This is a genomic window from Paenibacillus foliorum (assembly GCF_013141765.1).
Lineage (GTDB): Bacteria > Bacillota > Bacilli > Paenibacillales > NBRC-103111 > Paenibacillus_S > Paenibacillus_S foliorum.
The window spans coordinates 1-24,251 of record NZ_WHOD01000087.1; the positions used below are offsets into that span (position 1 = coordinate 1).

At 47.3% G+C, this 24,251-nt stretch carries 23 protein-coding genes; 20 read left to right on the forward strand and 3 right to left on the reverse strand.

Annotated elements, in window-relative coordinates:
- Positions 1–223, forward strand: a 223-nt coding sequence (locus tag GC093_RS35540) for a hypothetical protein (protein ID WP_216624766.1), incomplete at its 5' end; no start/stop codon positions are given.
- A gap of 112 nt (positions 224–335) precedes the next feature.
- On the opposite strand, the gene GC093_RS22525 is transcribed toward GC093_RS35540, so the two are convergent.
- Entirely contained in the window at positions 336–437 is a 102-nt protein-coding gene (locus GC093_RS22525; RefSeq protein ID WP_171654164.1) for a small, acid-soluble spore protein, H family, read from the reverse strand.
- Between the two features lie 85 nt (positions 438–522).
- Between GC093_RS22525 and bluB the strand changes: the two genes are divergently transcribed.
- From bluB to GC093_RS22600, 15 genes are all read left to right on the forward strand, one after another.
- Entirely contained in the window at positions 523–1,170 is a 648-nt protein-coding gene (gene bluB, locus GC093_RS22530) for a 5,6-dimethylbenzimidazole synthase (RefSeq protein ID WP_171654165.1), read from the forward strand.
- A gap of 111 nt (positions 1,171–1,281) precedes the next feature.
- Positions 1,282–1,971 (forward strand): TraX family protein, encoded by a 690-nt coding sequence (locus GC093_RS22535; protein WP_171654166.1) that lies wholly within the window; start codon positions 1,282–1,284, stop codon positions 1,969–1,971.
- A gap of 152 nt (positions 1,972–2,123) precedes the next feature.
- Positions 2,124–4,652, forward strand: a complete 2,529-nt coding sequence (locus GC093_RS22540; protein WP_171654167.1) for a PAS domain S-box protein — start codon at positions 2,124–2,126, stop codon at positions 4,650–4,652.
- Positions 4,653–4,862: 210 nt separating this feature from the next.
- Complete coding sequence (gene yhfH / locus GC093_RS22545) at positions 4,863–5,075, forward strand: protein YhfH (protein WP_246315077.1); 213 nt, start codon at positions 4,863–4,865, stop codon at positions 5,073–5,075.
- A gap of 365 nt (positions 5,076–5,440) precedes the next feature.
- On the forward strand, positions 5,441–6,658 hold the full coding sequence (locus tag GC093_RS22550) for a threonine synthase (RefSeq protein ID WP_171654168.1): 1,218 nt from the start codon (positions 5,441–5,443) through the stop codon (positions 6,656–6,658).
- 18 nt (positions 6,659–6,676) lie between these two features.
- Positions 6,677–7,333, forward strand: a complete 657-nt coding sequence (locus tag GC093_RS22555; RefSeq protein ID WP_171654169.1) for a helix-turn-helix transcriptional regulator — start codon at positions 6,677–6,679, stop codon at positions 7,331–7,333.
- 39 nt (positions 7,334–7,372) lie between these two features.
- Positions 7,373–8,932, forward strand: coding sequence for an ABC transporter substrate-binding protein (locus GC093_RS22560; RefSeq protein ID WP_171654170.1), 1,560 nt, complete (start codon positions 7,373–7,375; stop codon positions 8,930–8,932).
- 22 nt (positions 8,933–8,954) lie between these two features.
- Positions 8,955–9,884 (forward strand): ABC transporter permease, encoded by a 930-nt coding sequence (locus GC093_RS22565; RefSeq protein ID WP_171654171.1) that lies wholly within the window; start codon positions 8,955–8,957, stop codon positions 9,882–9,884.
- Entirely contained in the window at positions 9,881–10,786 is a 906-nt protein-coding gene (locus GC093_RS22570; RefSeq protein ID WP_171654172.1) for an ABC transporter permease, read from the forward strand. The genes GC093_RS22565 and GC093_RS22570 overlap by 4 nt, the downstream gene beginning before the upstream one ends.
- 8 nt (positions 10,787–10,794) lie before the next feature.
- Complete coding sequence (locus GC093_RS22575; RefSeq protein WP_216624767.1) at positions 10,795–11,601, forward strand: SDR family NAD(P)-dependent oxidoreductase; 807 nt, start codon at positions 10,795–10,797, stop codon at positions 11,599–11,601.
- Position 11,602: 1 nt separating this feature from the next.
- Entirely contained in the window at positions 11,603–12,451 is an 849-nt protein-coding gene (locus tag GC093_RS22580; RefSeq protein ID WP_216624768.1) for a polysaccharide deacetylase family protein, read from the forward strand.
- On the forward strand, positions 12,448–13,467 hold the full coding sequence (locus tag GC093_RS22585; RefSeq protein ID WP_246315079.1) for an ABC transporter ATP-binding protein: 1,020 nt from the start codon (positions 12,448–12,450) through the stop codon (positions 13,465–13,467). The genes GC093_RS22580 and GC093_RS22585 overlap by 4 nt, the downstream gene beginning before the upstream one ends.
- Positions 13,464–14,471, forward strand: a complete 1,008-nt coding sequence (locus tag GC093_RS22590; RefSeq protein ID WP_171654174.1) for an ABC transporter ATP-binding protein — start codon at positions 13,464–13,466, stop codon at positions 14,469–14,471. Before GC093_RS22585 ends, GC093_RS22590 begins: the two co-directional genes overlap by 4 nt.
- Positions 14,472–14,533: 62 nt before the next feature.
- A complete protein-coding gene (locus GC093_RS22595; RefSeq protein WP_171654175.1) occupies positions 14,534–16,492 on the forward strand; it encodes a S9 family peptidase in 1,959 nt (652 codons plus the stop codon).
- A 15-nt stretch (positions 16,493–16,507) separates the two neighbouring features.
- Positions 16,508–17,656, forward strand: a complete 1,149-nt coding sequence (locus GC093_RS22600; RefSeq protein ID WP_171654176.1) for a M20 family metallopeptidase — start codon at positions 16,508–16,510, stop codon at positions 17,654–17,656.
- A gap of 103 nt (positions 17,657–17,759) precedes the next feature.
- Here GC093_RS22600 and GC093_RS22605 read toward each other — a convergent pair whose 3' ends face one another.
- A complete protein-coding gene (locus tag GC093_RS22605) occupies positions 17,760–18,650 on the reverse strand; it encodes a LysR family transcriptional regulator (protein ID WP_171654177.1) in 891 nt (296 codons plus the stop codon).
- 122 nt (positions 18,651–18,772) lie between these two features.
- Between GC093_RS22605 and GC093_RS22610 the strand changes: the two genes are divergently transcribed.
- Both GC093_RS22610 and GC093_RS22615 read left to right on the forward strand, forming a co-directional pair.
- Positions 18,773–19,729: a metallophosphoesterase family protein gene (locus GC093_RS22610; protein ID WP_171654178.1), complete on the forward strand. Its 957-nt coding sequence runs from the start codon at positions 18,773–18,775 to the stop codon at positions 19,727–19,729.
- Positions 19,730–19,787: 58 nt separating this feature from the next.
- On the forward strand, positions 19,788–20,252 hold the full coding sequence (locus GC093_RS22615) for a GNAT family N-acetyltransferase (RefSeq protein ID WP_171654409.1): 465 nt from the start codon (positions 19,788–19,790) through the stop codon (positions 20,250–20,252).
- Between the two features lie 141 nt (positions 20,253–20,393).
- On the opposite strand, the gene GC093_RS22620 is transcribed toward GC093_RS22615, so the two are convergent.
- Positions 20,394–21,074: a FadR/GntR family transcriptional regulator gene (locus GC093_RS22620; RefSeq protein ID WP_312886596.1), complete on the reverse strand. Its 681-nt coding sequence runs from the start codon at positions 21,072–21,074 to the stop codon at positions 20,394–20,396.
- A 179-nt stretch (positions 21,075–21,253) separates the two neighbouring features.
- Here GC093_RS22620 and GC093_RS22625 point away from each other — a divergent pair, with 179 nt between their 5' ends.
- Together GC093_RS22625 and GC093_RS22630 are read left to right on the forward strand one after the other, a co-directional pair.
- On the forward strand, positions 21,254–22,756 hold the full coding sequence (locus tag GC093_RS22625) for an FAD-linked oxidase C-terminal domain-containing protein (RefSeq protein WP_376768675.1): 1,503 nt from the start codon (positions 21,254–21,256) through the stop codon (positions 22,754–22,756).
- A 7-nt stretch (positions 22,757–22,763) separates the two neighbouring features.
- Positions 22,764–24,131 (forward strand): (Fe-S)-binding protein, encoded by a 1,368-nt coding sequence (locus GC093_RS22630; protein WP_171654180.1) that lies wholly within the window; start codon positions 22,764–22,766, stop codon positions 24,129–24,131.
- The last annotated feature ends 120 nt before the right edge of the window (positions 24,132–24,251 follow it).

Consider the following 24,251-nt stretch of genomic DNA (forward strand, 5'->3'; position numbering starts at 1 on the left):
GGAACTGCGTAGCGTTATGCAGACACTTACAGAAAAAGTAACTGATATTGTAGAGCAAGACATCAAAAGTGAATTAATGGCCACAGCAGATTCACTGAACACACGATATGACGAAATATATCAAATGATTATTTCTCAGCAAGAACTGGTTGTCAAAATTGCAAAACTAGTAGGAATTCCTTCACAATATACATCGTACCCTCCTCAGATCACAAAAGGGTGAAGGATAAATTTGAGGAGTTCAAAGAAGCTGGTAATGTAATATATATATAAATAAAAGGGCTGCTCCGGCAGCCCTTAATCTTTTCGATAATACTGTTATTCTTATAAGCCGCCTAATCCCGTACTAGTATAGAACTATAGACCGAAACTCCGTCAAATGTTACATTAGCCATAACAGCTGAAGAAGCAATTTCTTTTGCACGTTGTTTATTCATTTTGAAATGACCTCCATATATGGGTGTACTAAATATAATGTTTACACGCAGCTATATAATTATTCTAATGCATCGGGGTGAGAGGATGTTTACTGAACAAGAAAAGGAAGCATTGTACAAGATCATTTATACAAGAAGGGATGTAAGAACATTTTTATCGGATGCTATACCGGAAGAGACGTTAATGAAATTGTTAAATGCAGCACACCATGGGCCTTCGGTAGGATTCATGCAACCATGGAATTTTATATTAATTTCCGATGATAAAGGTAAAGAGCGCTTGGCTTGGGCGGCAGACAAAGAGAGACGGGCATTAGCCATTCATTATGAAGGGGCACGGCAAGATGAGTTTCTAAGTCTTAAGATTGAAGGGATAAAGCAGGCACCGCTAACTATATGTATCACGTGCGACCCCACACGCGGCGGTTCTCATGTTTTGGGACGCAATTCTATCCCGGAAACCGATATGCTATCTACTGCTTGTGCCATACAAAATATGTGGTTAGCGGCTACAGCTGAGGGTTTAGCAATGGGATGGGTTAGCTTTTATAAAAAAAGTGATATTCGAGATATCTTGGGAATTCCTCCGCATATTGAACCAATAGCCTTGCTGTCAGTTGGGTATACAGAACATTATCCATCGATGCCAATTTTAGAGTCAGCGAATTGGGAGAAAAGAAGAGCTCTTAAGGACCTTATCTTTAACGAATCATGGGGCAACCCAATTGTTTAACCTTGTACAATCCCAAAAAATGCGCAGAGGAGCAGATGCTGTGACCCGTTATAGAAAAGCACAGACAAATCTCTTAGGTTGCCCGGAAATCGTCATAAAGGAAGTCAATAGATGAGTGGATTTGCGAATGGGTGGGAGAGACCGTTATTAAATACCAAGCCGTTAGGCATGCAGCGAGAGCTTCTACAAATTGTTGCGATGCTGACGATGCTTATAGACCATATGGGGGTTGTATGGTTTCCAGAGCAGTGGGGATTGCGTATAATTGGCAGAATATCTTTCCCTCTCTATGCATTCGGTATTGTACAAGGCTATCTGCATTCTGGGGACGTTAAAGGCTATATCCGTAGAATAGGGCTGTTGGCACTTATTTCGGAACTGCCATTTATAATGGCTTTTAATATATGGAAAGTCAACGTTATTGGGACCTTTTTTATTTGTATAATGACGTTGTATTTGCTTGATCGATTCGGATCAAAAATAGGGAAAACATTGGTTCTATGCGCCTCCACAGCGATACTGATTTGGATTCCTGCCGATTATGGCCTTTATGCTCTATTACTCATACTTATATACCGTTATGTTTCTTCGAACTTGTCCGTACCTCTTCATTTCTTGTTGAACATGTATTATTGGTTGAGCGAAGGAGTATTGTATCAGCATTTCAGTCTCATATCCACCGCTTGGTTAGCGTTTGGAACAAAGCTCGAAATGAGGATTTCGGTTCCGCGCTGGCTATGGTTGTCGTTTTATCCAGCACATCTGGCGCTATTGGTTATTGTTAAAATGCTGGTTTTCTAATGTATTTACTGAGGTTTCGAAAAAACATAATGAATATCTGCTATTTATTGTAGTATAGTAAAGAAAATATAAAAAATACTATACTGTATAGGTGATAGACATATATGAGGATCAGCGGAAAAGGAATTAACTTGCTAAAAGTTAGAGAAGCATTGAGGAAACAGAAAATGCTCTCCGGTTATGAGTTATGTAATCGTAATCTTTTGGATGGCTCTGCCGAGCCAATCATGATCCACGATGAAAGTACAGTGTTATATGTTAATACTGCTTTTGTCCATATGATGAATGGTTTCAGTCCAGAGGAATATACAGGTAAATTCATTTCTGAACTATTTGCTGAGCAAGAAATAGCAGATAAGATTTCCTATGCAGTAGAACGATTAGTCATTCGAACTAAAGAAGTTACCGTTGAGGTGGAAACGATTCGTCTGCCTACGATTTTTCATGGCGAGCCTGCACAGCTCATTATGTTTAGAGAGATTTTCTCTCAAAGAAAAACGGAAGAAGAATTGAGGACAGTTAAGCATCTTCTCCATTCCGTAGTTGAGAATACCTCTGATGGAATTGTGATTGTCGACAGACAAGGATGCGTACTTCAGATTAATGAAGCCTTTGAGAAATTGCATGGGTGGAAGCAAGAAGAACTTGTAGGTAAGGTTATGCCTATGGTCCCGGATTTCTTGCTGGAGGAAGCTAAGCAGATACATGCAGAGGTTTCAAGCGGGAAAATAGTTTGTGATTTCGAAACCTACAAGCTCAGAAGAGACGGGAGCATTTTTCCGGTAAGTGTGACGGTTTCTCCATTAAAGGACTCGGTTGAAAATATCGTCGGTTTTGTTGGAGTCGAGAGAGATATTACACAAAGAAGGACGATAGAACAAAATTTGCGCTTAGCGCAGGAAGAACTGGCCACAACAATACGTGAGCAGCAAGGGCTCATCTTTAAATATAAAAGAATAAATGATCAATACATATTAACCTTATGCGATGGAGAGCTGCTGTACCGATTTGGAATGAGACCTGAACAAATTATTGGCAAAAATGTATGGGATATATTAGATGGAAAAGAGACGCTAGACTTTTTAGTTCACTATAAAAGTGCGATTAATGAAATGGAAAATGTGATCTTTGAAGGAAGCTTTAATGGGATCACATTTATTAGTTCATTAAGGCCAATTATTCAGGATGGTATCGTTGTTGAGGTGATTGGTTCCTGTGTGGATATAACCGAGCGGAAACGAACGGAAATAGCATTGCAAGAAAGTGAGGAACGGTTTAGGCATTTGGTTGAGCTATCTCCTGCTCCAATTATCGTCTATGGAGAGGACTACAGCATATTATTTGTGAATGGGGCCGCAATTAATCTGCTTGCAGCCACTATAGCTAGTGAGCTCATCGGCAAACCAGTGAACCAATTTGTTCATTCAGACTCGGTGGATTCTTTTTGCGTGGAGATAAAGCATTTGCTAACAGAGAGCAATCCCTCTAATACGATTGAACTCAGAATGGTTCGGCTGGATGGAAGTATCCTTGATATTGAAGCACGGGGCGTACCCATTAAGTATTCAGGCAAAAAAGCGGTACAATTTCTGTGCAATGATGTTAGAGACCGCAAAATAGCAGAAGAAACACTTCGTGAAAGTGATCGCAGATACCAAATGCTCTTGAAGCTATCTCCGGAGCCGGCAATTGCTCACGATGGGGAATTGATCGTTTATGCTAATGATGCAGCCCTCAAGCTTCTAGGTGCGGAAAGTCGCGAGGAATTGATTGGAAAGTCTTTATTAAGCTTCTTCCATCCGGATTGTCAGGATGCCTTTAGAGAAACAATGCTGCTTGTGAAGGAAACGGATGCTCAATTGAGCTTGGCTCAAGCTAAGCTAATTACTTTGAATAATGAAGTTGTCGAGGCTGAGGGAAGCTCTGTTTATGTATATAAGCATTTGAATGTACCATTAATTCAAACTGTATTTAGAGATATCACGGAGCGAAAACGGACAGAAGAAATGATTATACGTTCTGAAAAGCTTTCAATTGTCGGACAATTAGCGGCAGGCGTAGCCCATGAAATCAGAAACCCGCTTACTACCTTAAAAGGATTTACCCAACTGCTAAAAGCAGGTAAAAGAAACGATGCCTACATCGATCTGATGCAGGTAGAGCTGGAGCGAATTAATCAGATCGTCAATGAGTTTATGGTAATCGCCAAACCGCAAAACGTAGAGCTTCAACAGCATGATCTGTATAAAATCATCGATGATGTTATTCAATTCATGGAAATGCAAGCTATCATGAGTAAGGTGGAGATCAGGTATAACCTCATAGAAAATGTCATTTGTATTTGCAATCAAGATCAATTGAAGCAAGTTTTTATTAATATTCTTAAAAATGCTATAGAAGCAATGCCTAGTGGGGGGAACATAGAAATTCGGATGACCTGTACGGAAGATAGTATAGGCATTCAATTTTTCGATGATGGTACTGGAATTCCGGAAGAAATCCTTACAAGGATAGGGGAGCCTTTCTTTACGACAAAGGAGACGGGAACAGGTCTAGGGATCATGGTATGCCATAAAATCATTGAAGCGCACCATGGAACCATGCAGATTGAAAGTGAATTAAATAAGGGTACACAGATTAAGATTGTATTACCAAACGTTGACCATTCAACTGAAATTTGATAAGCGAAGGAATTTTCCCTTCACATAATTGTATAGGGTTAGGTAACAGCCTGGCTTTCGGCCAGGTTTTTTTGTGTTGAAAAAAACCAGATGATAAACTGGAAAATTTTATTGATAGCGCTCGCATTTGTGCCTTAACTGTTATATAATAATAACATATTTATTGAACTGTTATTGTAACAGATTATGCTATCAAAGGAGTGTTGAACTTTGGCTGTTGAACCGATGAATCCTTTTGAATTGTATGCTGCAAAACGATGTACGCAGTGCGGTACTCTGCTGGAGGAACAGTCAGAGTGCCACAAAAGCACCTGCGATGAATGTGAAGGCAATACGTTTTATCCGTTATCGCCGCTTCAAACACCTGGCAAGCCAGTACGCTTCATGCAAGGCTGCAGCATAATCGATGATTATACCAATTAGCAATTAATTCTAATCCCTCGACCGTTACCTGAATAAGGCGATCGAGGGATTTTTGTGTAATCAAATAAGAGTAAACTAGCCTGTATCTATTAAAAAATTGTGGTTGATCCAATATTTTTGTAATTTATGTTGACAATCATATATTTTCCATGCTAAATTGTTTTTCAAGATAACTGAGTATTCCTACTAGATTAATAGAATAAAGCTGATCGGACCACCGAAGGCTCTAGTTCAACCTGTATGCAACAGGTGAATTAGAGCTTTTTATTTTTTCTAGAAGGTAACTGCTCATTTTGATTACAAAAAAATTGTAGCTGATAAAAATTTGTGAGAACTAATTACACCTAAAGAGGAAGGTTGCATTTATGGAATTCAGTTTTATTAGCCATCTACATTGTCCCAAATGCCAAAAGGAGTACCGGGCTGACGAAATCCAGCAATTATGTACATGCGGTTCCCCATTATTGGTCGATTACGATCTGCAGGAGCTTAAAAAACATTGGACACCGGCAAGTCTTGTTGGACGCTCCAACGATCTATGGAGATACCATGAGCTTCTTCCCATTGTAGATCCGGGGAATATCGTGACGCTGGGCGAAGGGTTGACTCCGCTATTACGGATGGATCGAATCGGTTCGACTATGGGAATTGACCATCTCTGGATGAAGGATGAAGGTATTATACCTACAGGCAGCTTTAAGGCGCGCGGGGCAGCTGTCGGTGTCTCCAAGGCCAAGGAGCTGGCGGTGCAGGAGCTGGCTATGCCTACCAACGGCAATGCTGGTGCAGCTTGGGCATTGTATGCCGCTAGAGCCGGCATTAAAGCTTCTATCGTGATGCCGGTTGAAGCCCCGGTCATTACTCGTAATGAGTGTGCGATTTCGGGTGCCAATCTGAATCTGGTGAACGGTCTGATCAGCGATGCGGGAAAAATAGTAGGACAAGCCGTTAAGGAATACGATTATTTGTTCGATGCATCCACTTTGAAGGAGCCTTACCGGATTGAAGGCAAGAAAACGATGGGACTGGAGATTGTAGAGCAGCTAAATTGGAAGGTTCCTGACGTGATCCTTTATCCTACAGGCGGCGGTGTTGGGCTAATCGGGATATATAAAGCGCTGAAGGAGCTGGTCGAATTAGGCTGGATCGAAGACAAGCTCCCGCGTTTGGTCGCCGTTCAGGCTGAGGGCTGCGCCCCGATCGTAAAGGCATGGGAAGAGGGTAAGCCTGACTCCCAATTTTGGGAGGATTCGACGACTATAGCCTTCGGCATCAACGTACCTAAAGCGCTGGGCGACTTTCTTGTACTCGAAGCCATTTACAAAACCGATGGCTGCGCGATTGCCATTGATGATGCTGCACTGCTGAAGGAGCAGGAGCAAATCGCTCGTTTGGAAGGGGTATTCGTATGCCCTGAAGGCGCGGCGACATTCTCGGCGGCACGCAAGCTTAGGGAAAGCGGCTGGATTAAAGCGGGCGAAACCGTCATTGCACTAAATACGGGCAGTGGAATTAAATATCCTGAAACCGTTCAGGTGGAAGTCCCAGTACTGGAGCCTGGAGAACGGATGACAAGAGGATAAGGAAAAAGGAAGGATCACATGAACCATATACAGCAATCCATTTTCGACCAAGCCATTAGGACTGCGGATATGCTGGTGAAAATGCTAGGGAACGAATGTGAAGTTGCGATTCATGATCTTTCTAACCTGGAGCAGTCTTTGATTTATTTGGCGGGAACCATAACGGAGCGGAAAGTTGGAGCGCCAATTACGGATCTAGTTTTGCAGGAATTGAAGAAGCCCGATAAGGAAATCAAGGATATAGCCAACTATAAGACGGTATCAGCCAACGGGTATGTGCTTAAATCTTCCACGGTTTTTCTTAGAGATCCCGTGGGCAAGGTTATCGGTGCGATGTGCATCAATCTGAATGTCAGCCACTTGATCACTATAAACAATCAACTGCAGCAGCTGGTTCAATTCGAGCATGAAGAAACGGACAAGGAAAACTTTTATTCTTCCGTGCAGGAGGTGATTGCCAACTTGGTGAGCCAAGTGCTTAAGGGCTTTAACAAGGCGCCGTCGCTGCTGGAAACGGATGAAAAGATTGAATGCGTACGGCTATTGGAGCAAAAGGGGACGTTCCTGATCAAGGGATCTACCGAATATGTGGCCGGAGCGCTCGGAGTTTCAAGATTTACCGTTTACAGCTATTTGCAAAAAATTCGTGCAGACACCATGCTGCACCCTAATTAAGCTTTTAATTTATTTTAGTAATTATACTGGAGGATGGCTATGAAACCTTTATTGAAAAGCACGACTTTTATTTTCAGCTTATTTTTGATTATCACTCTGGTTGGGTGCAGTGTAGCCAACAAGCAGGCGGCCAATAACGAACAGAAGCCGCAAGCCGGAACCCAAGCGGAAAGCCGCAAGCTGGTGGTCGATCTCGCTAATGAGTCGTCGAACCTGGACCCTGGGCTTCAATATAACTTTGACAGCTATTCGGTGTACCGGAACATCTTCGATAATCTGATTCATCGTGATGCCAAAACGAACAATTTTGTACCATGGGTAGCCGAATCGTGGAAGCAGGACTCGCCGACGGCCTGGACGTTCAAAATCCGTGGCGATATTAAGTTCCACAATGGCGATGCACTAACAGCAGAGGACGTTGCATTCAGTATTCAACGTATTCTGGACAAAGATTTCCGCAGTCCGCAGTATGCCAACTTCAATATGATTACTGCAGCTAAAGCTGAGGGCAGCGAGCTCAAAATTACGACAGATAAACCGAGTCCAACTCTGCTGACACAGCTGGTCAATTTGAGCATAGTTCCACAAAAATATGTGAAGGAAAAAGGGAACGATCAGTTTAACCTAAATCCCGTAGGCAGTGGTGCTTACCAATTTGAAAGCTGGGCGAAGGGAACACAGATTACATTGAAGGCCAACGCTGGCTATTGGGGCGGGAAGCCGGAAATTCCCGCAGTTGAGTATCGCTTCGTTTCCAATCCGGCGAGCCGTGTAGCCGACTTGCAGTCGGGTAAGGCCGATTTCGCGTCCGCTATTAGCCCAGATGATGTAGACAACATCAAGAGAAAATCAGAGCTTCAGATATTCTCCACACCGACTGAGCGCGTAGCTTATCTGGCGTTCAACATGGTAGGCGATACGCCAACCAAGTCGAGCCAGGTTAACCAGGCAATTGCTTACGGAATTAACTATGATTCGTTGATTACTTCGCTTCTTCACGGCTATGGCAAGCCGGTTACTCAGGTGCTGACGCCGCTCTCATTCGGCTATGATACAAGCATTCCTGGCTACACCTACAATCCTGAGAAAGCTAAGGCTTTGTTGAAGGAAGCGGGTCATGCCAACGGTATTACACTTGATTTTGCAACATCTCCTTCTTTTGACCAGCGAATCGTCCAAGCGGTTCAAGGAGATCTCGATAAAATCGGCATCAAGGTCAACATTGTCAGTACGGATCAAGCCACTTATTTGAAAAAGGTGCAGGACCCTGCCCGCAAATGGGGCAGCATCCGCATGGGCATTTGGTCTTGCGCATGCATGGACGCGGACGGCACTATTCTTCCTTTGTTCCGTACGGGAACGATTTGGAGCAGCTATACCAACCCTACGTTTGACCAGGCGGTAGATGCAGCAAGAACTACAACAGATGATGCTGTGCGGACGGACAATTATAAAAAAGCGTTAAATGTGCTTCAGCAGGATGTGCCGGGTATCGGATTGTATCAGGCTTATGCTTTATATGGAGCTTCCAAGCAATTGCAGTGGCAGCCGGATCCGCAGGAGAACTTCTTTGTTAAGGACATGAAATGGGCGAAATAACAAGGCTTAGGAGGGATCGCACATGCTTTATGTAGGACAGCGAATCATCCAAGCTCTGGTTTCAGTGTTTGGTGTAGCCACCATCATTTTTTTCATCCTGCGTTTAACCGGGGATCCTGTCCTGCTGATGGTCCCTCAAAATGCAACCGCTGAAGACATTGCTGTGCTTCGTCACGCACTCGGGCTGGATCAGCCCGTGGGTCTTCAGTATCTGAGCTTTCTGCAGCAGATCTTAACCGGAAATCTGGGCTATTCCTACGTTCAAAAAATGCCGGTTATGGACATTATGATGGACCGGATTCCTTATACGATCGACTTGGCGATGTCTGCACTTATTCTTACTGTAATCATTGGAGTGCCTATGGGAATGATCACGGCGATTTACAAAGGCACTTGGGTTGAAAAAGTGTGCATGCCTTTCATTCTGGTTGGACAAAGTATGCCTGCCTTCTGGACAGGCATACTTCTCATTATGCTGCTTGCGGTCAAGCTGCGCTGGCTGCCTTCCTCCGGGGCGGAAAATCTCCAGTCGCTTATTCTTCCCGCGATTACTTTGGCTTCGCTGTCTATCGCAACAGTAGCGCGAATGACTCGCTCCAGCGTGCTGGAGCAGCTGGGGCAGGATTATGTGAGGACGGCACGCTCGAAAGGAGTGGGAGTTCCGCGGCTGCTGTACCGGCATTTGCTGCGGAACGCCTCCATTCCGATCATCACCATACTTGGCTTGGAATGTGCCAATTTATTGGGCGGCTCAGTAGTTACCGAGACGATTTTCGCATGGCCCGGATTGGGGCAGCTGACTATTCAGTCCATAGCAGCCAGGGATTTCCCGTTAGTTCAGGCTGTCGTTGTGCTGGGGGCCTCGGTCTATATTTTCATTAACCTGATGACCGACTTGGTGTATGGATGGGTAGACCCAAGAATCAAGCTGGGGAGAGAAACATCACAATGAGCATATTATCTACACCGGAGCAGCAAGCTCCAACGATTTCTCGGATACAGCAGGCAAAGGCCAGACTGTGGAGGCTGGGTCCGATATCCATCGTTCCTTTTGCCATCATTCTCTTGCTGTTCGTCCTCATTGCTCTCATGCCGGGATGGTTTGCGAAGCATGATCCTACGCTGACGGCACTTTCGATCCGTTTAAAAGCACCGGGTTTTGTGGGGCCGGACGGATCCTCCTATTTCCTCGGGACGGATGAATTGGGCAGAGATGTGTACAGCCGGCTAATTTACGGAGCCCGGGTTTCTTTGTTCGTATCGGTGACCGCTGTTTTTATATCCGGCATCATAGGTGGCTTTTTGGGAATGCTGGCTGGATTCTATAGAAATTGGGCAGGCGCTCTTATCATGCGTGTGGCAGATATATTGCTGTCCATCCCCTTTTTTTTGCTGGCTATTTTGACCGTTGCGGTGCTGGGGCCCAGTTTATTAAACCTGATTATCGTCCTTGGTCTCGCTCGATGGCCTAGATATGCCCGTGTTACTCAAAGCACGACACTTTCTACGGTGAACAAGGATTTTGTAAAGGCAACCGCCGCATTGGGCGCCCGTCCGGGCCGGCTGCTTATCCGACATATTTTACCTGAAGTGATTCCACCGCTGGTGGTAGTCGCTACACTGGAAGTTGGACTCATGATTATATTCGAAGCTTCACTATCGTTCATTGGTTTGGGAGTTCAGCCGCCTAATCCGAGCTGGGGCTCGATGCTGTCTGTCGGACAGCAGTACGTTTCGACGGCTTGGTGGCTCGCAACGTTCCCGGGCATTGCCATCTTTCTCATCGTAATCTCAATCAATATGATTGGAGATTATGTCAGGGATCGGTTGGATCCGAAAAATCAAAAAAGATAAACCTCGAGGTGATCGTATTGCATTTTGAAGGAACATTTATAGGTAAAAAGGTTGTCATCACAGGAGCAGCGGGCATATTCGGCACTTGGATCGCACAGGCCTTTGCTTCCCAAGGGGCCAAGCTGATCTTATCCGACATTCGTGATAAAGAATTGAGGGCGATGAGAGAGGATCCGCTGTTGAAAAATGTGGAGCTGTTGTTCCATACGACCGACTTGGCGCAGGAAGCATCCATCGTTGAATTAGCTGAATTTGTTGAGCAGGAATGGTCTTCGGCTGATATTTTGATCAACAATGCCGGTATTTATCAAAGGCACAGGCTTCTGGAAATGAATGTGAAAGATTGGAATACTTCAATTGGAGTAAACGTCACGGCTCCATTTCTGTTGACGCAGCTGCTTGCACAGCAGATGATCAAGGACGGCAAGCCGGGCTCGATCATCAATATCAGCTCCGGCGCAGCGCTTAGCAATCAAATCGGCGGTGGGCATTACTCTACGGGTAAAGCAGCCTTATCCATGCTGACCCGTTCCTTCGCGCTGGAGCTCGCTCCATACCAAATTCGGGTGAATGCTGTAGCTCCGGGCTTTGCCCCAGGCAGTGAGGTAAGCGAGCTCTCAGAGGACTATGTGCAAAATATGCTTACGCAAATTCCACTCGGCCGCACTTCAGGTCCACAGGATGCTCCTACGGCTATTTTATACTTATGCTCCGAGGCTGCTTCTTTCATAACTGGATCTACGTTAACGGTAGATGGCGGGCGTACGGCTGGCACGTTCAAATCGCCCAAGCCCCAAGCCGGAAAGCAGGCCTAAGATGATGAATGCTACTTATGCATGGCCGGATGGGAAGCGCTGTGTCGCGGCCTTCAGTATTGATTTCGACGGCGAGACCCCTTACTTGTGGCGCTCCCGCCATACACAGCCGAATACGCTTGGAGAGCTGGAGCAAAGAGCCTTTGGACCCCGTCAAGGGATTTACCGAATCCTGGAGATGCTGTCCCGCCTGGATATCCGCTCTAGCTTCTTTATTCCCGGGGTTATTGCCGAGAAGTATCCAGCGGCGGTGGAGGCAATCGCCAAAGAGGGGCATGAAATCGGGCTGCACGGGTATCTGCACGAACGTGTGGATGAACTGAGCAAGGAGCAGGTGGAAGAAAGTATTATCCGGGGAAAGCAGGCCTTGGAGAAAGTCATCGGTCCGAGAACGATGGGCTTTCGCTCACCCTCCTGGGAAATGACGGCAGACACCTTTGAGCTGCTGCAGCGTCACGGCATCCCTTACGACAGCTCCATGATGGGATATGATCATCCGTATTGGATCGAGGGGCTGCCCGAAGTGCCTGTTCAGTGGCTGCTCGATGACGCCATCTTTTACCGTTACACGGGAGGCGGGGCGGGGAATCCACCCTTAAATCCGAATACGGTAATCGATACATGGCAGCAGGAGTTCGAGGGGATCAAGCGGTATGGCGGACTTTTTCTGCTGACGGTTCACTGCTGGATCAGCGGAAGGGGATCGCGTATTATTGCGTTGGAACGGCTGCTTTCCCAGCTAAAAAATGATCCGGACGTATGGTGGGCCACCTGTGGCGAGGTTGCCGAGTATCATGCCAAGCAATATGCAGGGCAATTTCGCGAGACACTAGGAGGGCGTACACCATGACCGTCCGAATGGAGACAGCCGCAAGCGGTAAGGACTCCTCCACCATCATGAAAATCGATAAGCTATCCTTATCCTTTCAGCAGTCCTCGGGTTCGGTAACGGCCCTTCGGAATGTTTCTTTACAGTTGAAAAAAGGTGAAATCCTGGGCCTTGTCGGGGAGAGCGGCAGCGGCAAAAGCCTTACGGTTTTATCCCTAATGAAGCTGCTTCCAGCCAATGCCCGTTTTGACCATGGAGACATTGAGCTGGAGGGTGTATCGCTGAAAAATATGCCAGAATCAGGGATGCGGGGCATTCGCGGCAACACGGTCTCGATGATTTTTCAGGAACCGATGACAGCCTTGAATCCCTTGATCCCGGTGGGGCGGCAAATCGAAGAATTATTTATTTTGCACAAAAAAATGGGCAAATCAGAGCGTAAGAGAAAGGTCATCGACCTGCTGAAATCGGTAGGCATCTCGGAGCCGGAAGTCCGCTTTCGGCAATATCCGTTCGAGCTGTCAGGAGGGATGAGGCAGCGGGTTATGATTGCGATGGCATTGGCCTGTAGTCCTAAAATGATTATCGCGGACGAGCCGACAACGGCCTTGGATGTTACCATTCAATCGCAAATTTTGGATCTTTTAAAAGACATTAAGCGGGATTACGGTACGTCGATTCTGCTGATTACTCATGATATGGGCGTCATTGCAGACGCAGCTGACCGGGTTGCCGTAATGTATGCGGGACAGTTGATGGAGCTCGCCGCCGTTGACGACTTAATCGAGTCACCGCGCCACCCATATACAGTAGGATTGCTGAATAGCATTCCCGATTTAACCGGTGACGCAGATGAGGAGCTGAGCACCATTCCAGGCAGCGTACCCGATCTGAAAAACTTGCCGAACGGCTGCCCCTTTCATCCGCGCTGCGCTTTTGCAACGGACCTTTGCAGGGAGCAAAATCCAGAGCTGATTGCGGATCAGCGGGGGCATGCTGTAGCTTGCTGGAACCCGGTAGAGGGGGAGTTTAAATGAGTCAAACCAGAAATCGAGAAGGGACTGGGGCAACTCCCCTGATCGTTGTGGACCATATAAAGAAGCACTATACACAATCGTCCAAGCTGTTTGGGATGGGTCGTTCCTCTGTGGTCAAAGCGGTGGATGGAGTAAGCTTTGAGCTGGCCGCGGGCGAAACGCTAGGCCTTGTAGGAGAAAGCGGCTGCGGCAAATCGACGACAGGCCGCGCGGTGCTTTATTTGGAACGCCCTACGGAAGGGAAAACATGGTACAACGGACAGGACCTGTCCACTCTTCAGGGGGAAGAGCTTAGGCGGTTGAGGAAGGACATGCAGATTGTTTTTCAGGACCCTTATTCATCTCTGAACGTCAGAATGAAAATCCGCGATATTTTGGCGGAACCTTTTCACATTCATGATCTGTATCCAGGGCTGGAGGTGCAGCAGGCTAAGCAGCTGCTAGAGATGGTTGGCTTGCCTCAAGCCAGCCTGGAGAAATACCCGCATGAATTTTCTGGGGGGCAGCGCCAGCGTATTGTCATTGCCAGGGCAATCGCTTTGCGGCCCAAATTTATCGTATGCGATGAACCCGTATCGGCTTTGGATGTCTCCGTACAATCACAAATCGTAAATCTGTTCGGTCAGCTTCAGAAGGATCTTAATCTCACCTATTTGTTCATCTCGCATGATTTGTCTGTCGTTCGTCATGTAAGTGACCGAGTCGGTGTTATGTATCTTGGAAAAATGGTCGAGCTGGGAAGCAAAACATCGATCTTTCAAAAGCCGCTGCATCCGTATACACAGGCGCTAATGAGCGCTATTCCTATTCCGAATCCGAAATTGCAGCGGCAGCGAGAGAAGATTACGCTGCGTGGCGAACTGCCGAGTCCGCTCAATCCGCCTGCAGGCTGCCGCTTTCATACCCGCTGTCCTTGGGCGGAAGAGCAATGTCGGCAGGTGGAGCCTGAATGGCGAGAGGCGGAACCGAATCACTGGGTGGCCTGCCATTTGGTTAATCCGTAGAACCGCGTGAGCGGGCGGACATTTAACTACTATCAGAGAAGTAAAAGGAGCTGAATATCGACATGCTGCAATCAACAGATCTAGCTCGTCTTACGCTCCTTGGGGCGCCGAGCGTTCACCCCCTGGAGCGGGAGAAGGTGGTGCTGGCCAAGGGAAAAATGGAGATAGAACAGGATACTTATAGTAGTCAGCTGGTCGTTTGGAATACGAGTACGCATACGGAGACTGTTCTATTTGCGGTGCCGCAAGAAGGGGAATTGCCCTCGGATCAAAGTCCTAGATGGTCGCCTGCTGGCGACCTGCTGGCTTTTATACGCAAGGTAGGAGCGAACGATGAGCTTTGGCTGTACCGACCATCAACCGGAGATGTTTATGCACTCACGCCCAAACGGAAAGTGAAGGAGTTCTTATGGGCCCCTGATGGCCAAACTATCGTATTTACAAGCCGAGAGAATGAGATCAATACAACGGCTTATACGGTAAAAAGAATCCGGTATAAGCTGGATGGAGAAGGGATGACAAATGGGTACACCCACCTGTTTGAAGTGGATGTGGAAACGTCTGGAGTGTCCCGAATAACTACTCTAGAATCGGATCATGGGAACCCTGCTTTTTCGGCAGACGGAAGAAGCCTATATTACACAATAGATTATCCAGACGGGCTTGACCTTGTCAAAAATCCCCAAGTTCATGTGCGGGACAGGGCAAACAGCTCAACCTCTGTGATAACGCCAAATGTGAAATCGGTCTCGGCGCTTGTACCGCTGCCGAATGGATCCTTGCTCGGCGCGGGGAAGAAGCATACACCCAACAGCGCCGAATTCGACCAATGGTTCCAATTGGAACCGGGTGAGAGGGAGTCCTGGCTGCAGGGGAATGTCGATGTGCCGCTGGGCTACCATGTTATAGGCGACAGCAAGCGTACAGGCTTAAATACGACAGTAGTGCATCATGCGGAGAGCGGGTTTATTTTATTTTCTGGAACGAATGAAGGCAGACAGTCGATTTACCGATTGGATACCTCTACTTCCCAGGTTACCGCTCTTTCACTATCGTTGAATGTCCTTGCATTTGCAGTTGAATACTGCGATGAGCGGGGAATTGCAGTTGTATTTGTTGGTGATGCCATGGATCAGCCGGGAGAGCTGTACCGTGCGGTGTGGGAGGATCATAATCTCATTCAGATGGAACGAATTACCCGTTACAACGAGGAGCTGCAGAAGGACGTGCCTTCGGTGGAAATCCAAGAACATTTTCATGAAACCCCGGATGGATTAACTATTCAGGGATGGACGATGGAGCTGACGAATAAGGATGCCAATCCCCGAGCGGGTACCATTCTAATGATTCATGGGGGGCCGCATCTGGCTTACGGCCATTCATTCCATTATGACTTCTGGTACCTTGCCAGCCGAGGGTATCGAATTGTGTTTTGTAATCCGAGAGGCAGCTACGGCTATGGGCAAGCTTTCTCCTACGGGATTGTCGGGGAGTGGGGTGGCAAGGATGTTCAGGATATTATTGGGTTCCTAGAATCGGCATCTGCATCCGATGGATCAGTGGCTGACGAACCTCTCTATGTAATGGGAGGCAGCTATGGGGGCTATTTAGTCAACTGGTTGATAGGCCATGATCACAGGTTCACAGCAGCCGTGACCGAACGGTCGATTTGTAATTTGTACAGTAAAATAGGTAACAGCGATCTTGGGTTTCAGATTAATCTGTACGAGCTGGGCGGCCAATCCGATCTTTGGAACGATGAAGAACACATCATGGATCGTTCACCGATAAGATATGCTGAGCAAGTAACCACCCCGGTGTTGATCCTCCATGGCGAACAGGATCACAGGTGTCCTGTCGAGCAGGGAGAGCAGTGGTTTATGGCCTTGAAACGACTTGGCAAAGACGTGGAGTTTATCCGGTTCCCAGGTGCTTCTCATGCGATGGCTTCATCGGGTCGACCTCAGCAGCGCATAGCCCGGTTGGAGGCAGTAGCGGATTGGTTCGCTAAGAACGTATAAGGTAGGTGAGACCTCATGAGTAAATTATTGGAGTTTGTACAAGGGCAGCAGGAAGCTTTGTTGTCGGATTTGGAGCATCTGGTTAATTTGGATACTCCAACAAGCAGCAAAGAACGGGTGGATCAGGCGATGCAGTTTGTTATCACTCGTTTTCAGGAGCTGATGGGTGGCTCTGTTGAATGGATTCCCCAAGAGAAATATGGTAATCAAGTGAAGTTGCGGTTGGGTGAAGGGTCAGGGTCAGGGCAAATTTTGCTGATGACGCATATCGATACGGTTTGGCCTGAAGGTGAAACGGTGAAACGTCCTTTCAGGAAAGAGGGACAGCGCTTGTACGGACCGGGAATTTTCGATATGAAATGTGGTCTGCTGCAGGGATTGTATGCTATGCACGCGGTTATTTCCCGATACACGCTTACTAAAAATATTGTGCTGTTCATCAACACGGATGAAGAGGTAGGCAGTCCCTCATCTAGAAAGTGGATTGAAGAAGAGGCTCTGAAAAGCGAAGCTGTCTTTGTATTGGAGCCTGCCTTAGGCCCCTCAGGGAAGCTGAAAACCTCACGCAAGGGGGTTGGCAGATTTGCCTTGGAGATTGAGGGCGTTTCCGCTCACTCTGGGATTAACCACAGCGAAGGCGTTAATGCGCTGGAAGAGCTAGCCCATCAAATACTGTATTTGCAAGGATTGACGGACTACGAAAAAGGCTCGACGGTTAATGTGGGCATTGCTTCAGGAGGCACGGCTGTCAATGTGGTAAGCGGTCAAGCACGGGCTGAGCTTGACCTTCGAATCGAGTCGATGGATGAAGCGGAGCGGCTTAGCCAGCATATTCTGAATGCTTCACCTGTCTTGGCTAACACTAAGCTGCAAGTGCGGGGCGGAATTATCCGCCCGCCGATGGAACAGGCAATGAGCCGCAAGCTGTTTGCCAGCGCGCAGGCGATAGCAGACGAATTGGGCTTTTCCCTGCAGGAGACCGCGACTGGCGGGGCCAGCGACGGCAATTTCACTGCGGCGCTGAACATTCCGACCTTGGACGGATTGGGGGCTGTGGGTCATGGCGCCCATGCGCTTGATGAATATGTGGAGTTGGATAGCATCTCCTTACGCTGCGCTTTGCTGGCTCATCTGATCAAGGAACAGATGGAGAAACCAAATTAAGCGTAATTATTCGAAGCAATCAGACGTATAAGCAATGTAATGCAGGCTTTTTTTAACCCTCGACTGTATCCTGAATAAGGGCGATCGGGGGATTTTTGTGTAATCAGACAACAGTAAGGTTTTGACGGATAAATTCTATGAATTGCTGCGTAATCGGCGTCGGTACATTGTCTTCTAACGTACAAATTGCGATAGGTCTCTGAAGATCCACATGTTTGACATAAACACGGGCGACCTCGCCTCTCTGGATATAATCCTGCACGGCCATCGCTGAAATCAGGTTTGCTCCGTAGCCGGCCATTACCGCGGTTATAGTTTCATTGAGGCCACTGAATTGCATGCCGATTTTGGGTTGATTAACATTATAAGTCCGGCACATGGAGAGAAACCGTTCCCTCGTAGAACTGCCTTCTTCACGTATCACAAACGTTTCATTCATCATTTCCTGTAAGGAGATTTCCTGTTCAGCCAAGGGGTGACCGGGATGTACAATAAACCATAATTCATCATCTCCCAGATGCTCCCAACGAATTCCGGGGATTTCCCAACCACCTCCGATAACTGCGACATCTGCTTCATGTTTACTTAGCTTGTCGATTGCATCTCTTGTATTTAAGGTGATTAATTTGATGCTCACATGCTCATGTGCTTTCTTGAATGCAGCTATCCATTTGGGAAGCAGCTTGTTGGCAGGAAGATAGGTGGCGGCAATTATGAGCTCTCCTCGTATCCCTGTGACGATTTCTTCCATTCTAGCTGTAATCTCACGTTCAACGGCAAACAGCTTATGAGACAGCTTTTCCAATTCTTCACCCGCATAGGTTAGAGCAATTCCCCGCCCATGCGGGACAACGAGGTGAACTCCAAGCTCTTTTTCTAAATTACGGAGTTGTAAGGTAACAGCCGGTTGGCTGATATGCAGTTCATTTGCTGCCTTCGTTACACTGCCGAACAACGCAACAGAATGGAAAACTCGTAACGCATGAAGATTCATAATGGATTCCTTTCAGGTTCTCTCATCAGTTTTACTTATGAATACACGATAAACTTCTATAGCAACAGTACACGTTCATCTGGTAAATTGAAAGTAGCAATTGGAAAAAAGGGGGAGTTAGTATGAAATCAGGAAATTCGCTTAACTACAACTCAGACGGGACATTTACAATCGTACAATTTACGGATCTGCATTGGAAAAATGGAGAGGCAGCTGACCAAAGGACAGCCCAGTTAATGCAGATTGTGCTTGATTTGGAGCAGCCCGATCTGGTGTTCTTTACAGGAGATACGATTGAAAGTGAGTATTGCCTTGATCCTAAGCAATCCTTTCATGACGCTATTTCTATTGTGAGTGACAGACGAATTCCTTGGGCTGCAGTGTTTGGCAATCATGATGCTGAGTATCGAACATCGAAATCAGAGCTGCTGCAGGTACAGCTGGAGCATCCAACCTGCTTATCGGAAGCAGGTCCTGAGGAATTGCATGGAATTGGAAATTATACCATCCCAATCTTAAGCAGCGAAGGTAAGGCTGCAGTAATTTTGTATGCGCTTGATTCAGGTGATTATGCTGCACCCCTTCTTAAGGGCTATGATTGGATTCATCGTGATCAAATTGAATGGTTTGCGAGGCAGGCGGATGCTTTTGCAGAAGGGAATGGAGGGCAGCCTGTCCCATCGCTTGCTTTTTTTCATATACCTGTGCCTGAATACGAAGAAATGTGGAACAATGAAACCTGCTTTGGTTTGAAAGAAGAAGGAGTCGGATGCCCGAAGGTGAATTCGGGATTTTTTACAGCGATGCTGGAAAAAGGTAATGTGATGGGAACATTTACAGGACATGACCATATCAACGATTATCACGGGCAATTACATGGGATTAGGCTGTGCTACGGAAGAGCAACAGGGTTTAACTCCTATGGGAAGGAAACGATGCAGAGGGGGGCGCGTATTATTCGCTTAAACGAAGGGGCAGCCGGGTTCGATACATGGATTCGTTTGGAGGACGGAAGCCGAATCGATAACCAGCCCGAGCATTTACCGGAAATGAAAAGAGCCAAAGGGCAGGTGGTTTAATAATACCGAGAGGAGTCATCACATGGATCAAGGTAAATATAAGGATACCGATTCGGCGATGAGCCGAGCCGCAGATTCAAGCCAATGTATCCGTAAGGCAGTTGCTGAGGATACTCCCATGCTGTGCAAGCTCATGTTTCAATTAAGTGAAGAGGCTATTTCCTATGATGATATGCAAGACAGGCTGAGGATGACGGAACAGAGCCTAAGCGATACGATTTACATATACGAACAAGAAGGATGCGTTCTGGGAACATTAGTATTTCGCGTACGTGAAAATATCCGTGAGGTCAGCCGTTATGGGGAAATTTGTATTATTGTGGTGGATGCAGCGGCAAAAAGGTCCGGGATTGGGAGAGCCTTAATGCTATTTGCTGAGCAAATGGCGATAGATCTGGGCTGCAAAGGCACCTACTTAATTAGCGGCTTCGGACGTAAGGAGGAGGCTCATCTATTTTATCAAGAGCTGGGGTATGAGATAACGGGATATCGTTTTGTTAAGAGGCTAGAGAAGTGTGAATAAACGTGTGCAAAAGGAAAAAAAGAAATAGACCCGTGCAGGCTGCTTAAGGCTGCTGCTGGTCTATTTTTTTGCTTAGGTGAGAGTTCAATAGGGGATTGATTTTTTGAACATTTTTGAATATGAAAGGATAGTTTGCTTGACCTAGAGCTTATGCAGCACCTGCTCTACTTTACGAAGATGGGAGGCCATTCGTTCTTTGGCTAAATCAGCATGGCCTATTTGAATGGCTTCGACAATTTGCCGATGTTCTTCAGACAAGCGAGCTGCCTCAGTTTGCTCGGCAAACAGCCACAGCCTGCGGCTTTCACGCATTACAGATCCCATCGATTGGAACAACGACTGTAGGGTACTAACAAGCAGATGATTCTGAGCGGCTTCGGCTACAGCTATGTGAAAGCGAATATCGGATTTTTCCAATAAATCCTCATCCTGCAGTGTGGTCATTTCATCTATTATAGTGTGCAGTTCTTGCAAATTGGACTCATTTCTGCGGATGGCAGCTAAACCTGCGCTTTCTGTTTCCAGCATAAATCTTAATTCAAGCCATGCGCGAAGCTGCTGGATATCGGTAATTTCAGGAGCTTGCCATAGCTGCTCGGATTCTTTGTCTTTTAATACAAAGGTCCCGCCGCCGTGTCTTACGTCGACCCAACCATGAGCCTTCAAAGACATTAATGCTTCGCGGATGGTTGATCGGCCTACATTTAACAATAGGGCTAGCTGTTCAACGGAGGGGAGCCGAGTACCTACCGGCCATTCGCTTTTTTGAATTCGTTCAAGAATGGCCTCGGCAGCAATTTCGTAGGCTTTTCGAATTATCACATGGATCACTTCCTTCAGTAGCCTTCTGTTTTTGATTGACAGATAGCAAATTACACTTTTATAATAAAGTCATCAGATGACCTGATCTAAATTATAGCTGATTCATATCTTATATACAATCCAGAAACAAGATGAAAGGGGATACTATCCAAGTGCTGCCACAAAATGTCCGTGAACGTATGCAATCAATTGTAGGCGATAAATGGTTTAAGGACGACACGGAAACTTTGGTTTCCTATAGCTATGATGCTACGCCGTTGTACCAAGCAATGCCGGATGGCGTTGTGTTTCCTGCCTCGACTGAGGAGGTGTCCGGTATCATGAAGATATGCGCTGAGCATAAAATTCCTGTGATCGGACGCGGAGCAGGCAGCAATCTTTGTGCGGGTGTCGTTCCGATGCAAGGAGGACTTGTCCTTGTTATGACACGGATGAACCGTCTGATTGAGATCGATCAAGATAACCTGACCGCGACATTTCAGACAGGATTGAATACGAAGCAATTCCATACGGCAGTGGAGCAAACAGGGCTATTTTACCCACCCGATCCTGGGAGTATGATTATTTGCACGATGGGCGGGAATATTGCGCTTGGAGCGGGAGGGCTTCGTGGGCTTAAGTACGGAACTACGAAGGATTATGTGATTGGGCTTGAAGCGGTGCTGGCGAACGGAGATATCCTTCGTACAGGCGGGAAGCTGGTTAAAGATGTAGCTGGCTATGATTTGACCAAGCTGCTTGTAGGTTCCGGCGGGACACTGGCGATAATGACAGAGGCAACAGTTAAGCTTGTTCCTAAGCCCGTATTTCGTAGGTCTATGCTTGCTATTTATAGCGATCTTTCTTCAGCTGCGCGATCTGTTTCTCAGATCATTGCTAACCGAATCACCCCCTGTACGCTTGAATTTATGGATAAAGCTACGATACGTGTGGTTGAGGATTTTGCAAGAATCGGTCTGCCCGTTGATGCAGAAGCTGTGCTAGCCATAGAGCAGGATGGTGATGAAACCATTGTGGAGCGGGATTTGCTGCTTATTGAGGAAATTTGCCGCCGTGAGGGGGCTATCGAAGTAAAAGTAGCAGCAACCCCTGAGGAAGGCGCAAAAGTAATGGAAGCAAGACGCAGCGCATTGGCTGCCTTGTCGAGGCTGCGTCCGACGACCATTCTTGAGGACGCCACAGTTCCGAGATCGAAGCTAGCTGAGATGGTACAGGAGGTTCAACGTGTAGCTGCTAAATTCGATGTTCAGATTTGTACGTTCGGGCATGCCGGCGACGGCAACCTGCATCCAACGGCAATGACAGATGCCAGGAACCCAGAGGAACTGCACCGGGTGGAACAAGCTTTTGATGAAATATTTGAGGTTGCACTTAGTTTGGGAGGTACGATAACTGGAGAGCACGGTGTTGGATTGGTAAAAGCGCCGTATCTTGAATGGAAGGTCGGAGCCTCTGGCATAGATATTATGAAACGGTTGAAGCTGGCATTCGATCCGGATAACATAATGAATCCGGGCAAGATGTTTGCGGAAACGCGCAAACGGGTAGTATTGAGTAGGCCTGATGGAGGTTCAAACGCTAATACACAGGTACCTGTTCAGCAGCAACAGCAACAGCAACAACAGCAGCAACAGCAGCAACAGCAACAACAGGATCAACAATCTTCGCGGGAAGGGCAGTGAAGCAGTGATGGCAATTGAACAATCAAGGCTGGCAGAGAAGTTAAAGCTTACGCTTGATTCTGACCAACTAACTAACTGTATGCGCTGCGGCTTCTGTCAAACGGCCTGTCCTACGTTCAATGAGACTGGACTTGAGGCTGCCTCTCCGCGAGGACGTATTGCACTGATGAAAGCTGTTTCCGACGGTATTATGGCGCCAGATCAGCAATTTAAGGAGCAGATGGATTTATGTCTGGGCTGTCGTGCCTGTGAGCCTGCCTGCCCATCGGATGTGAAATATGGTCAGCTTATTGAGCAGGCGAGAGAATCCATTGCCTCGGAAACCGAATTTCCTTGGCATGTAAAGGCGATTCGCTCCTTATTCATGGAGCGACTGTTTCCGCATCATGGTCGCATGCGATTGGTTGGCGGCTTACTGAAGCTGTACCAGCGCTCGGGTATGCAGCAGCTGACGCATAAAAGCGGCGTGATGCGCATGTTTCCCGAGCATATGCGTCAGATGGAAGCGATTCTGCCTCAGGCTTCCTCTGACGGCGTTGTCCGCGCTTGGGAGAAGCTAGGCCTCCCAGCGACTTGGGAAACAACGCGAAGCGGACAGCGCGTGCTCGTGATTCCGCCTGTCGGCGACAAGGTGGCACGCGTCGGCCTGTTCCGCGGATGCATCATGGATGTGCTGTTCACGTCCACCAACGTGAACACGATCAAGCTGCTCCGCAGGGCCGGTTTCGAGGTCGTTATCCCGACCTCGCAGACCTGCTGCGGAGCGCTGCACGCCCACGCGGGCGAAACGGATGCGGCACGCCGTCTCGCCCGCGTGAACATCGACGCCTTCGCCGATGCCGGCGTCGATAGCATTGCGAGCAACGCCGGCGGCTGCGGCGCGAGCCTGAAGGAATATGACCATCTGCTGCACGCAGATGCGTCATGCTCAGAAGCTGCGGACAGCTTCGCCCGCAGCGTCAAAGACATCTCCGAGCTGCTCACGGAGCAGGGACGACCGCTGCCCATCAAGCGGGAGCAGCCTGCAACCACTGTCACGTATCAGGATTCGTGCCACCTGCGCAATGTGATGCGCGTTCAGAGCGCGCCTCGTACTCTCTTGAAGTCGGTGCCAGGCGTCCGCCTTAACGAGCTGCAGGGAGCCGAACGCTGCTGCGGCTCGGCTGGAATTTACAATTTGACTCAGCCGCAAATGTCTACTCAAGTACTCGACCACAAAATGGAGCTTGTGGAAGAAACCAATGCGCAGGTTATTATAACAGCCAATCCGGGCTGTCTGCTTCAAATGCAGTGGGGAGTCTACCGGTCAGGGCAATCGGATCGGATTAAGGCTATGCACCTTGTAGATTTTCTCGCGGAAAATTTGGAAAACTAACCGTACTGAATTTGTATAAATAGTGGTATTTGCACTGTAATTATCCGTATGTAATCTAATAGTCCTGATGACCTATAAGGGGGCGCGGGGCTATTTCTCGTTACATAAATGGAAAATATT

Bases quoted from the DNA above. Each gene is read 5' to 3' on its own strand.
- GC093_RS22525 (WP_171654164.1), bottom strand. From the start codon at position 437: ATGAATAAACAACGTGCAAAAGAAATTGCTTCTTCAGCTGTTATGGCT.
- bluB (WP_171654165.1), top strand. From the start codon at position 523: ATGTTTACTGAACAAGAAAAGGAAGCATTGTACAAGATCATTTATACA.
- GC093_RS22535 (WP_171654166.1), top strand. From the start codon at position 1,282: ATGAGTGGATTTGCGAATGGGTGGGAGAGACCGTTATTAAATACCAAG.
- GC093_RS22550 (WP_171654168.1), top strand. From the start codon at position 5,441: ATGGAATTCAGTTTTATTAGCCATCTACATTGTCCCAAATGCCAAAAG.
- GC093_RS22555 (WP_171654169.1), top strand. From the start codon at position 6,677: ATGAACCATATACAGCAATCCATTTTCGACCAAGCCATTAGGACTGCG.
- GC093_RS22560 (WP_171654170.1), top strand. From the start codon at position 7,373: ATGAAACCTTTATTGAAAAGCACGACTTTTATTTTCAGCTTATTTTTG.
- GC093_RS22565 (WP_171654171.1), top strand. From the start codon at position 8,955: ATGCTTTATGTAGGACAGCGAATCATCCAAGCTCTGGTTTCAGTGTTT.
- GC093_RS22570 (WP_171654172.1), top strand. From the start codon at position 9,881: ATGAGCATATTATCTACACCGGAGCAGCAAGCTCCAACGATTTCTCGG.
- GC093_RS22580 (WP_216624768.1), top strand. From the start codon at position 11,603: ATGATGAATGCTACTTATGCATGGCCGGATGGGAAGCGCTGTGTCGCG.
- GC093_RS22585 (WP_246315079.1), top strand. From the start codon at position 12,448: ATGACCGTCCGAATGGAGACAGCCGCAAGCGGTAAGGACTCCTCCACC.
- GC093_RS22590 (WP_171654174.1), top strand. From the start codon at position 13,464: ATGAGTCAAACCAGAAATCGAGAAGGGACTGGGGCAACTCCCCTGATC.
- GC093_RS22595 (WP_171654175.1), top strand. From the start codon at position 14,534: ATGCTGCAATCAACAGATCTAGCTCGTCTTACGCTCCTTGGGGCGCCG.
- GC093_RS22600 (WP_171654176.1), top strand. From the start codon at position 16,508: ATGAGTAAATTATTGGAGTTTGTACAAGGGCAGCAGGAAGCTTTGTTG.
- GC093_RS22605 (WP_171654177.1), bottom strand. From the start codon at position 18,650: ATGAATCTTCATGCGTTACGAGTTTTCCATTCTGTTGCGTTGTTCGGC.
- GC093_RS22610 (WP_171654178.1), top strand. From the start codon at position 18,773: ATGAAATCAGGAAATTCGCTTAACTACAACTCAGACGGGACATTTACA.
- GC093_RS22615 (WP_171654409.1), top strand. From the start codon at position 19,788: ATGAGCCGAGCCGCAGATTCAAGCCAATGTATCCGTAAGGCAGTTGCT.
- GC093_RS22625 (WP_376768675.1), top strand. From the start codon at position 21,254: ATGCAATCAATTGTAGGCGATAAATGGTTTAAGGACGACACGGAAACT.
- GC093_RS22630 (WP_171654180.1), top strand. From the start codon at position 22,764: ATGGCAATTGAACAATCAAGGCTGGCAGAGAAGTTAAAGCTTACGCTT.